Below are 11,693 nucleotides of genomic sequence, written 5' to 3' on the forward strand. Positions count from 1 at the left end.
ACGACGGTGTGGTGGCCGGCACCCCCTCCAACCAGACGCCTCACGTCCTGGACGGCGAGGTGTACGCCGTCGCCGTCGTCGGCGACGTCGTGGTCCTCGGAGGCCGCTTCACTCAGGCCCGTAACTTCGCCGAGGGCTCGCCGGTGGTGGCCCGGCACAACCTGCTGTCGTTCGATCGGAGGACGGGCGAGCTCATACCGTCCTTCGCCCCCGTGCTGGACGACGTCGTGCGCACTCTCGCGCCGGCCGCGGACGGCACCTCGGTGTACGTCGGCGGGCAGTTCGGCACCATCGACGGGGCCAACCGCTTCAAGCTCGCACGGCTGGACGTGCGCACCGGGGCTCCCGTTCGTGGCTTCAACCCGCGGATCATCGACGCGGCGGTCATGGACGTGGCCCGCAACGGGAACCGGCTCGTCGTCGCCGGCAAGTTCTCCCGGGTCGGCCAGGACGCGCGGCAGTACCTCGCGATGCTCGACGCGGAGACGGGCGCCGTCATGCCGGACCTCGACCTGCCGGTGTCCGGGGCGGTCTGGAACGGCACGCCCTTCGTGTACAAGGTCGACATCACGCCGGACGGCAGCCGTCTCGTCATGATCGGCAACTTCCGGTCCGTCGGCGGCCAGACCCGTGTGCAGGTCGCCCAGGTCGACCTCACGACGTCACCGGCGACCCTCACCTCGTGGGCCACGAACCGCTTCAACATCAAGTGCGGTTCCTCGAGCAACACGCAGTTCGACGTGCGCGACGTCGACATCTCCCCGGACGGCCGTTACTTCGTCATCGGCGCGACCGGTGGCCACACCGCCAGCGGCGCCCTGTGCGACGCGGTCTCGCGGTGGGAGGTGGACCGCAGCGGGTCGAACCAGGAGCCGACCTGGTTCAACCTGACGGGCGGCGACAGCGTCTACTCGGTCGCCGCCACCGACGCGGCCGTCTACGCGGGCGGTCACATGCGCTGGTTCAACAACCCTGTCTACGTGCAGTCCTACAAGGGTCCCGGTGCCGTCGACCGTGAGGGCATCGCCGCCCTCGACCCGGTCAACGGCGTCCCTCTCGCATGGAACCCCGGACGTGACCGGGGGCAGGCCGTGTGGGACCTCGTCGCCACGCCCGACGGCCTGTACGTGGCGAGCGACACGGACCGCATCGCCCGGTACCTCTACCGCGGTCGGATCGCCTTCTTCCCGACTGCAGGCGGTGCTCCTGTCCCGCAGCCGCGAGCTCCGGGGCTGCCCGTCGACGTGCACCTCGTGTCCCCGTCCGGGTCCACGGACCGGCTCGTCCGCAGGAGCGGCTTCACGGGCACGACCGTCCAGTCTGCCCAGCAGGTGGCGGAAGCCGGGACCGGCTGGGCGGGCGTGCGTGCCGCATTCGTTGCAGACGGTCGCCTGTACTCCTTCATGTCGAACGGCGTCCTGACGCGCCGAACGGTCTCGGCCGCCTCCTACGGCGCTCCGGAGACCGTCGAGCTCAACGGGCTGACGGCCTTCGCCACCGACATGCAGAGCGCCACGTCCGCGTTCTACGACGAGGGCCGCATGTACTACACGCTGTCCGGCTCGAACGCGCTCTACATGCGCTACCTCTCGGTCGAGAGCGGCATCGTCGGCGCCACCCGGTTCCAGGTCGTCGGCGGCCTCAGCGGCCTCGACTGGCGCAACGTGCGTGGCGCCTTCCTCGCCGGCGGCTCGCTCTACTGGGCGCACGGGAGCACGGGGGCGCTGTCACGCGTCACCTGGGGCGACCGAGCACCCGTCAACGGCACGAACACCGTCGTGAGCAGCCCGGCGAGCACCGGGGTGGACTGGCGCGCACAGACGCTCTTCGCGCGAGCCGCGGCCCCCTCGCCGGCTGTGACGGCTGCGTCGGAGTGCGTCGGCACGCGCTGCAGCCTGCACGCCGAGATCGCCCCCGTCGCGGGCGTGGAGGTCGCGACCGTCACCTGGACCCTCGGGGACGGCGCAACGGCGACCGGGACGGACGTGGAGCACGTCTACGCTCCCGGCTCGTGGACGGCCACCGTCAGCGTCCGCAGCACCGACGGCATGACCGCCTCGTCGACCGTCGCAGTCGCCGTCAGCAACGCCGCGCCCACCGCCGAGGCGACCGTCAGCTGCGCGGGGATGGAGTGCACCTTCGACGGGTCGGCGTCCGGCGATCCGGACGGCACGGTGCAGGCGTGGACGTGGGACCTCGGCGACGGTACGTCGGTCACGGGGGCCACTGTCACCCGCACGTACGCGACGCCGGGCCCGCGCACCGTCCGACTCACCGTCACCGACGACCGGGGTGCCACGAGCGTCAAGGACGTGGTGGCCGAGCCGGCACGGTCCGGCGTGGCGATGGTCGCTGTCAGCAGCAGCCCCTCGACCACGACCACGCGCTCGTGGACGGTCGCCCTGCCGGCCGGGACCCAGCCCGGTGACACCCTGCTCCTCTTCTGGAGCGGCAACGCCGCCGCAGGGGCCAGCGCTCCGGCTGGCTGGACCGCCCAGGGTGCTGCGACTACGGCCGGCAGCGGAACTGCCGTGTGGTCGACCGTCGTGCAGGCGGGGGCGGACTCCACGGTCACCGTCACGTCGCCGACCCTGATGCGGGCCGACCTCGTCGTCGCCGCGTACCGCGGCGCGGCGGTGGTCCCCGGCGGGGCCGTCGTCGCCAGCGAGACCGAGACGGTCGCCGGCCATGTCACGCCGCAGGTGCCCGTCACCGTCCCCGGCAGCTGGCTGGTCAGCTACTGGGCGGACAAGTCCGCCTCGACGACGTCGTGGGCGGCACCGACCGGCCTGGTGCAGCGTCACCAGTGGGCAGGCTCCGGCAGCGGCCACGTCTCCGAGCTGCTGGCCGACTCCGGTGGCCCCGTGCCCGTCGGGACCGCCGGTGGCCTGACGGCCGTGGCCGACTCCGCGCAGCGCAACGCGACGATGGCGAGCGTCGTCCTGGCACCGGCGCCCTGAGAACGAGAGGGCGGCGGCCGACCGGTCGCCGCCCTCTGGTCGCTGGAGCCGCGTCAGTCCCCGACGGTGAGGGTGAGGCCGTTCCCGTCGACCTCGACGGAGAACTCGACGACGTCGGTCAGACCGACGGCGTACGTCACGGTCCCGTCGAGGTAGCGGGCGAAGCGCACTTCGCGTATCAGGTCCTGCTCGGGCAGGAGCTCGACCGCGACGTCCGGAGCGAGCCCCTCGTCAGCGTTCGGGTCCGCCGCCTCGAGGACGACCTCCAGCACCGCCTCGCCCTCGACGAGGACCGGCTCCCCCTCGATACGGACCGCGTCGACGTATCTCACGGAGTAGCCGGGTGCTCCGCCGCTCGTCTCGACACGCAGCGACTCCGCATCTCCCGCGGTCGAGACCTGAACGGCGAGCAGGCGGACGGGCTCCTGCGGCGGGGAGCTCGTGCGTGCTGCGGTCGAGAGCGCCTCGGGGGCGGTCGTGGCGCCGGACGTGCCGCTCGTGGTGCCGGTGGCGTCGGCCGGCGACGGGTCGCTCGGGGCGCCGGTGACGGCGGTCGGCGGCTGCGACGTCTCGTCGACGGCTTCCGTACCCGCGTCTGCGGCGGTCGTGGCGGTGGCATCCGACGGCGCAGGGTCCGGAAGGGCGTCCGTCGGCGGACCCGACCGATCAGCCGCGGCGGGCTCGTCCGGGGTGCTGCAGCCTGACGACGTCCACACGACCGCAGCCGCGGCGACAGCGCCGACGGCTCTCCAACCTCGTGTCCTCATGGCGCGCCTCCCACTGCCTGTCCTTCGAGGGTATGGGCGTCAGCGGGTCGCGTCCGGCGAACCGGGAGACGCGGTGTCGTGCAGCGATCGAGGTCACGCACCCGGGCCCGGGACCCGGCGTCACGTCGGAGGAGGAGGCGGGGGGTCAGGCCCCGGTGGCGGGCCCGAGCCACCCGCCGGCGCGCAGGTGGGACAGGACGGCAGACACGGCCTGCTCGCGCGTGAGGTGCGTCGTGTCGACGACGACGTCCGCGTCGGTCGGCACCTCGTACGGCGAGCTGACCCCCGTGAAGTCCGGCACCTCGCCGCGGCGCGCCCGGGCGTAGAGCCCCTTGAGGTCCCTCCGCTCGCACTCCTCGATCGGGGTGCTCACGTGCACGAGCACGAGGTCCGCGACCTCCTCGACCATGCGCCGCACCTCGCGACGGGTCCTGTCGAAGGGGGCGATGGGTGAGCAGACGGCCACCCCGCCCTGCTGCGCCACGCGGGCGGCCACCCAGCCGATCCGTCGCACGTTCCGCTCCCGGGAGGCCGGGTCGAAGCCGAGACCGGCCGACAGGAGCCGGCGGACCACGTCGCCGTCGAGCAGCGTCACCTCGCGGTCGTGCTGCACGAGCAGCGCCGTCGTGAGGTCCCGTGCCACTGTCGACTTCCCCGAGCCGGACAGGCCGGTGAAGAGGACGACCAGCCCCCGCGAGTCGCGCGGAGGTCGCCAGCGCCTCAGGTGCACGAGCGCCCGACCGAGAGGCTCGACCGCGACAGCACGTCCCGCCTCGAGGTCCTGGGACACCCTCAGCCACGCGCCGTCGTGGTCCCGAGCGCCGAGCACGAGAGCGACGCGTGTCGAGAGCAGGCGGCCCACGCGCTCCGCGACGCCGGCGTCGGCGCTGTCGTCGCGCAGGTGCAGCGGTATGACGGCCACCTCGGGGCGGTCCAGGGCGAGGTCGTGGGCGAGGTCCCGCGCCACGCGCCAGGCCACGACTGCCGGGAGGTCGCGGCGTCGGCTGCCGCCCTCCGGCACGAGCACGAGGGGCCGCGCTCCGGCGGAGGCCGCCCAGGCACGCAGGACCTCGCGGTCGGCCGCCAGGGGGGGGACGGGTGAGCAGCAGGATGTCCCTGTCGTTGCCCTGGGCCACGCGACCGCGCTCGTCCAGGCGGACACGGAGGTCGGCGAGCGATCCGCTCTCGCGCGTGCGCAGCCGTTCGGGCCGGCCCCGGAGAAGGACGGGTCCGACCCCGCCGGGGGGTTCGGCGGCCGACTCGCCCTCGACGAGCACGAGGGCCGTCAGGCGCGCCAGGGGTGTGGCCTCCTCGTCCCGAAGCACCAGCGAACCGGCGTGCAGTGCCTGCTGGGCGTCCTGCCGGGCGATTCGCACCACGACGCCGGTGCCGGTGTCGGCCACGTCGGGTGTCGGTGGTCGGTACCCGGCGCCGAGCACCGTGCCGTTCGGCAGGACCCCCGCGAGCACGAGCTCCAGGTCGCAGGCCTCGGCCGTCTCGAGCGGGTGGTCGGGCGGGGCAACCTGCACGGGTGGGAGGGAGGCCATCCGTTCTCCTGTCAGTGGTCGCTGGGACGATAGCCGCCTCGTGACCGTCCGTCCGGCGGCCCACCGCACTCGACCTATCCTTGACCGTCCCCGTCCGGGGCCCAGAGTCCCTACCCGCCGCAGGAGCCATGTCCCTCACCGGCCTGCTGCCGGTCCTCACCGAGGACCCCGCCGTCACCGACCTGCTCGCCCTCGCCGACCCCGCGCGCGACGAGGACGCGGGCGCCGTCGACCTCACGTGCGCCGAGGGCCTCCGCGCCCCGCTGCTCGCGGCCCTCACCGCCCACCGCCCGCTGCTCGTCGTCACCTCGACCGCGCGCGAGGCCGACGACACGGTCCGGGCGCTCCGCAGCTTCCTCGCCCCGGACGCGGGCGACGCCGTCGTCGGCTTCCCCGCGTGGGAGACGCTGCCGCACGAGCGCCTCAGCCCCCGCAGCGACACCGTCGCCGAGCGGCTGCAGGTGCTGCGCCGCCTCGCCCACCCGGGCGAGCACCCGGTGCGCGTGGTCGTCGCGCCCGTCCGCTCCCTCATGCAGCCCTTCGCCGACGGCCTCGGCGACCTGCCCGAGACCCGCCTGCGCCCGGGCGACCGGGTCGAGCTCGACGACCTCGTGCGCGGCCTCGTCTCCGCGGCCTACCACCGCGTCGACATGGTGGAGCGGCGCGGCGAGGTCGCCGTCCGCGGCGGCATCGTCGACGTGTTCCCGCCGACCGCCCCCCACCCCGTCCGGGTCGAGCTGTGGGGCGACGAGGTCGAGGAGCTGCGCGAGTTCTCCGTCGCCGACCAGCGCAGCCTCGGCACGGTCACCGAGCTCGTGGCCCCGCCGTGCCGGGAGCTGCTGCTCACCGACTCCGTCCGCGCCCGCGCCGCCGAGCTCGCGCAGCGCCTGCCCGGCGCCGCCGAGATGCTCGAGCGGCTCGCCGAAGGCGCGGCCGTCGAGGGCATGGAGGCCTTCGTCCCGGTCCTCGTCGACCGCATGACGACGCTGCTCGACGCCGTCCCGCGCGGCACGCTCGTCGTCACGGTCGAGCCCGCGCGCGTCGACGGCCGCGCCGCCGACCTCATCACCACGGGGGAGGAGTTCCTCGAGGCCGCGTGGTCCAACGCGAGCGCCGGCGGCACGAGCCCGCTCGACCTGCGTGACAGCGGCCTCACCACCGGCGCCTTCCGCACCCTCGACGACCTGCGCGAGCACGCGACCTCCCTCGGCCTGCCGTGGTGGAGCGCCACGACCCTCACCGCCGACGCCGAGGTGCGCGACGCCCGCTCCGCGCAGCTCGTCGCCGTCGGCGGCCGCGACGTCCGCGGCTACCGCGGCGACCTCGAGGCGGCCGCCGCCGACCTCGCCGAGCACGTCCGCGACGGCTGGCGCCTGGTCGCCGTCACCGAGGGCCACGGCCCCGCCGAGCACCTCGTCGGCGTCCTCGGCCGCGCCGACGTCCCCGCCCGGCTCGTCGACTCCCTCGACGCCCCGCCCGAGCCGGGCGTCGTCCACGTGACGTGCGCGGAGGTCCTCCACGGCTTCGTCAGCGAGGAGCTGCGCGCGGCCCTTCTCACCGAGAGCGACCTCGCCGGGCAGCGCACGAGCACCCGCGACATGCGGAAGATGCCGTCGCGGCGCCGCAACGCCGTCGACCCGCTCACGCTGCGCCCCGGCGACCACGTCGTCCACGAGCAGCACGGCATCGGCCGCTTCGTCGAGATGACCCAGCGCACGGTCCAGGGCGCGACCCGGGAGTACCTCGTCCTGGAGTACGCGCCGAGCAAGCGCAACCAGCCCGGTGACCGCGTGTACGTCCCGACCGACGCGCTGGACCAGGTGAGCCGCTACGTCGGCGGCGAGACGCCCGCCCTGTCGAAGATGGGCGGCGCGGACTGGCAGAAGGCGAAGGGCCGGGCCCGCAAGGCCGTCAAGCAGATCGCGGGCGAGCTCATCCAGCTGTACAGCGCGCGCATGGCGAGCCGCGGCCACGCCTTCGGCGCCGACACCGTGTGGCAGCGCGAGCTCGAGGACGCCTTCCCGTACGCCGAGACCCCCGACCAGCTCGCGAGCATCGACGAGGTCAAGGCCGACATGGAGAAGACGGTCCCCATGGACCGCCTCGTGTGCGGCGACGTCGGCTACGGCAAGACCGAGATCGCCCTGCGGGCGGCGTTCAAGGCCGTCATGGACGGCAAGCAGGTCGCGGTCCTCGTGCCGACCACGCTGCTCGTGCAGCAGCACCTGTCGACGTTCTCCGAGCGCTACGCCGGCTACCCGGTCGTGGTCCGCGCGCTGTCCCGCTTCTCGACCGAGGCCGAGGCGAAGGCGGTCGTCGAGGGCGTCGCCGACGGCACCGTCGACGTCGTCATCGGCACGCACCGGCTGCTGGGCGGCTCCGTCCGCTTCAAGGACCTCGGCCTCGTCGTCATCGACGAGGAGCAGCGCTTCGGCGTCGAGCACAAGGAGCAGCTGAAGAAGCTCCGGACCAACGTCGACGTGCTCGCGATGTCCGCGACGCCCATCCCGCGCACCTTGGAGATGGCCGTCACCGGCATCCGCGAGATGTCGACGCTCGCCACCCCGCCGGAGGAGCGGCACCCGATCCTCACGTACGTCGGCCCGCAGGACGACCGCCAGGTCGGCGCCGCCGTCCGCCGCGAGCTGCTGCGCGAGGGCCAGGTCTTCTACATCCACAACCGGGTGCAGGACATCGACCGGGTCGCGGCGCACCTCGGCTCGCTCGTGCCGGAGGCCCGCATCCGCGTCGCCCACGGGCAGATGGCCGAGAGCGAGCTCGAGCAGACCGTCGTCGACTTCTGGGAGCGCCGCTTCGACGTCCTCGTCTGCACGACGATCGTCGAGACGGGCCTCGACATCGCCAACGCCAACACCCTCATCGTCGACCGCGCCGAGAAGTTCGGCCTGTCGCAGCTGCACCAGCTGCGCGGGCGCGTCGGCCGCGGCCGGGAGCGCGCGTACGCGTACTTCATGTGGAGCCCCGGCGCCACGCTCACCGACACCGCCCACGACCGGCTGTCCACCATCGCCGCCAACACCGAGCTCGGCGCGGGCATGCAGGTGGCGATGAAGGACCTCGAGATCCGCGGGGCCGGCAACCTGCTCGGCGCGGAGCAGTCCGGCCACATCGAGGGCGTCGGCTTCGACCTGTACCTGCGGATGGTCGCCGAGGCCGTCACCGACTACCGACGCACCCTCGACGGCGACGACGCGGAGGAGGCGGTCGACACGACCCTCGACCTCCCGGTCGACGCCTACCTGCCGCACGACTACGTGCCGGCGGAGCGGCTCCGGCTCGAGGCGTACCGCCGGCTCGCGGCGGCCACGGCCGACGGCGACGTCGACGAGGTGGCGGCCGACCTGCGCGACCGCTTCGGTGCCGACCCGGAGGGTCGCCTGCCCGCACCGGTCGAGGCGCTGCTCGCCGTGGCGAGGCTGCGGGTGTTCCTGCGCCGCTACCGCCTCGGCGACGTGAGCGTGCAGGGGAAGTACCTGCGCCTGGCCCCGGTCGAGCTGCCGGAGTCCGGGCGGCTGCGCCTGGAGCGGCTGTACCCGCGCACCATCGTCAAGCCGCAGGTCAGTACCATCCTCGTGCCCCTGCCGGGGGCGACCCCCGGCCGGCCGGCCGCGGGAGCGGCCTCGGCGGACGGCACGCACCTGCTCGGCTGGGTCCGCGACCTCGTGACCGCGGTCCTGCCCGAGCCGGCGCCGCTGCCGGACACGGACGCGACCGGCGCCGCGGGGGCGGGCACGAGCAGCAGCACCGACGACAGCGCCGCGGACAGCCGGCGCGTGGCCTTCTCGGCCGCAGCGAAGGGATGACCGCCCCATGACGCCCCGCACCCCCCTCGCCCGCGCCGCGGCCGCAGCCGCCACCGCGGCGGGCCTCGGCCTGCTGCTGTCGGCCTGCTCCGCCGTCGGCCCGCCCAACGCCGCCGTCGTCGTCGACGGCCGGGTCGTGCCGGAGTCCGACGTCCGCGCGGTCGTGGACGGGCTGCCGCCGGAGCTCCTCCAGGGCGGCGCACCGCCCGCGGTGCAGGACGTGCTCGCGTTCTTCGTCGTCGAGGACGTCACCCGCGAAATCGCCGCGGAGTACACGGGCGTCATCTCGACCTCCCAGGTGCGCCGCGAGCTCGAGCTCCAGCTGGAGCAGCAGGGCTCGGAGCTGCCCGACGTGCCCGAGCAGGTCCTCGAGCTCTTCGCGACGAGCGCGATGATCCAGCAGATCCAGGCGACCGACGTCGCCCGCGAGGAGTTCACTGCCGCGGTCGAGGACCTCGACGTCGAGGTGAACCCGCGCTACGGCCAGGTCGGCGACGGTCTGGCGGTCCTGCCCAACGAGTACGAGTGGCTGCGGCCGGCGGGCGGCGGGGCGCTGCCCGAGAGCTGAGCACCGCCGTGCCCGACGACCCCGCCCCGGCCGACCGTCCCACCGACGGTCCGCCCAGCGACGGTCCGGCCGCCGCCGCCTCAGCCGGCGACGGTCCGGCGGCCGGCACGAGCCTGCTCGAGGCCGTCGCGGTCATGGACCGCCTGCGCAGCCCGGGCGGGTGCCCGTGGGACCGGGAGCAGACCCACGCGAGCCTGCTGCGCTACCTCGTGGAGGAGGCCTACGAGACGGTCGACGCGGTCGAGGCCCTCGAGCGGGCGGACGCCGCCGCCCGGCCGGAGGCCGAGCACGAGCTCGCCGAGGAGCTCGGCGACGTGCTGCTGCAGGTCCTCTTCCACGCCCGCGTCGCGGCCGAGCGCGGCGCGTTCGACGTCGACGACGTCGCCCGCGCCCTCGTCGCGAAGCTCGTCCGCCGTCACCCGCACGTCTTCGCCGACGAGCACCAGCCGGACGGCGCCGGCGTGCAGGCGCGCTGGGACGAGCTCAAGGCGGCCGAGAAGCCGTCGCGCGGCCCGCTCGACGGCGTGCCCGTGCACCTGCCCGCGCTCGCCCGGGCCGACAAGGTGCTGTCGCGCCTGGAGCGGGCGGGCCTCGCCGTGCCCGACCTCCCGGCCGAGCAGCCGGTCGACGCCGTCGACCCGGCCACGACCGTCGGCGCGGCCCTGTTCGAGGTCGTGCGCTCGGCGCGTGCGGCGGGGGTCGACCCCGAGGCCGCCCTCCGGGCGCACGTCGGTCGGGTGGAGAGGTCGGCTGCGGGCGGCGCGGGCCGTGCGCACTGAGTACGGTCGACAGGTGGCACGAACGGCACGGCGCGAGGGCGCGGGAGGGGACCGCACGGTCCCGTCCTCCGCGCCCGCGGCGCGCGTGCGGGCGTCCGGTCGGGGGTCCCGGACCTCGAGGGGGTCCGACCTGACGTGATCGGCAAGCGGCCCGTCCTCGACGGGCGCTACGAGCTCGGGGAGCCGCTCGGGACCGGGGGCATGGCGGTCGTCCGGCGTGCCCGCGACCTGCGGCTCGGCCGCGAGGTGGCGGTCAAGCTGCTGCACCCCGAGGTCGCCATGGACCCCGAGGCGATGGCGGCGTTCCGCGCGGAGGCCATGTCCGCGGCCCGGCTCAACCACCCGGGCGTCGTCGCGGTGCACGACGTCGGCGAGGCGGTCGTCGACGGCGCGCCGCGGCCCTACCTCGTCATGGAGATGATCGAGGGCCAGCCGCTGTCGCACCTGCTCGTCGACGGCACCCCGCTCACGGTGGAGCGCGCCCTCGAGATCGGCGTCGACGTCACGAGCGCGCTCGCCCACGCCCACGAGCGCGGGCTCGTGCACCGCGACGTCACGCCGCACAACCTCATGGTGCTGCGCGACGGCTCGGTCAAGGTCACCGACTTCGGCATCGCGCGCGCCATGCCGACGCTCGTCGTCGACGACGCCGAGGAGGAGTGGACCGAGGAGCTCGCCGAGGCCGGCTCCGGCTTCGGCTCGGTGGCCTACCTCAGCCCCGAGCAGGCGCGCCGCGGCTTCGTCGACGCCCGCTCCGACCTGTACTCCGTCGGCTGCCTGCTCATGACGGTCCTCACCGGCTACCCGCCGTTCCGCGGCTCGCCGCGCGACGTCGTGCGCCACCACCTGCGGACCCTGCCGCCCACGCCGTCCTCCCGCCGGCCGGGTCTGGAGCCCGCCATCGACGGCATCGTCGCGCGGGCGCTGCAGAAGGACCCGTGGCAGCGCCCGCAGTCCGCCGCCGAGATGCGCCGCGACCTGCTGCAGGTGCTCGGCGACATCGACGCGCCCGCGGCGTGGGCCGCGGGCGCCCACGGCCTCGCGACCGCCGTCGCGCCGCACGAGCCGCAGCGGATGTCGGAGATCGTCGACCTCGCGACCCAGCCCGTCGACCTCGTCACCGGCGCCGTCCCCGACAGCGAGGACGAGACGGACGGGGCGGCCGGGTCGCCCGGCCCGGGCGACGGGCGCGGCGAGGGTGCGGCAGTCGGGCCCGCCGCCGGGGCAGCGGGCGCGGCCGCGGGGGCG

The 11,693-nt window shown here is 74.8% G+C and carries 7 protein-coding genes; 5 read left to right on the forward strand and 2 right to left on the reverse strand.

Features of this window, described 5'->3' with window-relative positions; genetic code table 11:
• Window positions 1–11 precede the first annotated feature (11 nt).
• Entirely contained in the window at window positions 12–2,960 is a 2,949-nt protein-coding gene (locus WAA21_RS06225; protein ID WP_336921903.1) for a PKD domain-containing protein, read from the forward strand.
• A gap of 53 nt (window positions 2,961–3,013) precedes the next feature.
• On the opposite strand, the gene WAA21_RS17935 is transcribed toward WAA21_RS06225, so the two are convergent.
• Both WAA21_RS17935 and cysC read right to left on the reverse strand, forming a co-directional pair.
• Window positions 3,014–3,727 (reverse strand): AMIN-like domain-containing (lipo)protein, encoded by a 714-nt coding sequence (locus WAA21_RS17935; RefSeq protein ID WP_442893239.1) that lies wholly within the window; start codon window positions 3,725–3,727, stop codon window positions 3,014–3,016.
• 145 nt (window positions 3,728–3,872) lie between these two features.
• Window positions 3,873–4,754, reverse strand: coding sequence for an adenylyl-sulfate kinase (gene cysC, locus WAA21_RS06235; RefSeq protein ID WP_336921905.1), 882 nt, complete (start codon window positions 4,752–4,754; stop codon window positions 3,873–3,875).
• Window positions 4,755–5,402: 648 nt separating this feature from the next.
• On the opposite strand from cysC, the gene mfd reads away from it, so the two are divergent.
• From mfd to WAA21_RS06255, 4 genes are all read left to right on the forward strand, one after another.
• Window positions 5,403–9,098 (forward strand): transcription-repair coupling factor, encoded by a 3,696-nt coding sequence (mfd, locus tag WAA21_RS06240; RefSeq protein ID WP_336921906.1) that lies wholly within the window; start codon window positions 5,403–5,405, stop codon window positions 9,096–9,098.
• Between the two features lie 7 nt (window positions 9,099–9,105).
• Window positions 9,106–9,666, forward strand: a complete 561-nt coding sequence (locus WAA21_RS06245; RefSeq protein ID WP_336921907.1) for a hypothetical protein — start codon at window positions 9,106–9,108, stop codon at window positions 9,664–9,666.
• Between the two features lie 8 nt (window positions 9,667–9,674).
• Window positions 9,675–10,445, forward strand: coding sequence for a MazG family protein (locus tag WAA21_RS06250; RefSeq protein WP_336921908.1), 771 nt, complete (start codon window positions 9,675–9,677; stop codon window positions 10,443–10,445).
• 135 nt (window positions 10,446–10,580) lie between these two features.
• The coding region (locus WAA21_RS06255; RefSeq protein WP_336921909.1) for a protein kinase domain-containing protein at window positions 10,581–11,693 on the forward strand (1,113 nt) is incomplete at its 3' end.

Origin of the sequence: Aquipuribacter sp. SD81 (assembly GCF_037153975.1) — a bacterium.
Taxonomy (GTDB): Bacteria; Actinomycetota; Actinomycetes; order Actinomycetales; family JBBAYJ01; genus Aquipuribacter.

What these genes read in the sequence shown, in the direction of transcription:
- WAA21_RS17935 (WP_442893239.1), bottom strand. Translation starts at nt 3,727, where the DNA reads ATGAGGACACGAGGTTGGAGAGCCGTCGGCGCTGTCGCCGCGGCTGCG.
- mfd (WP_336921906.1), top strand. Translation starts at nt 5,403, where the DNA reads ATGTCCCTCACCGGCCTGCTGCCGGTCCTCACCGAGGACCCCGCCGTC.
- WAA21_RS06245 (WP_336921907.1), top strand. Translation starts at nt 9,106, where the DNA reads ATGACGCCCCGCACCCCCCTCGCCCGCGCCGCGGCCGCAGCCGCCACC.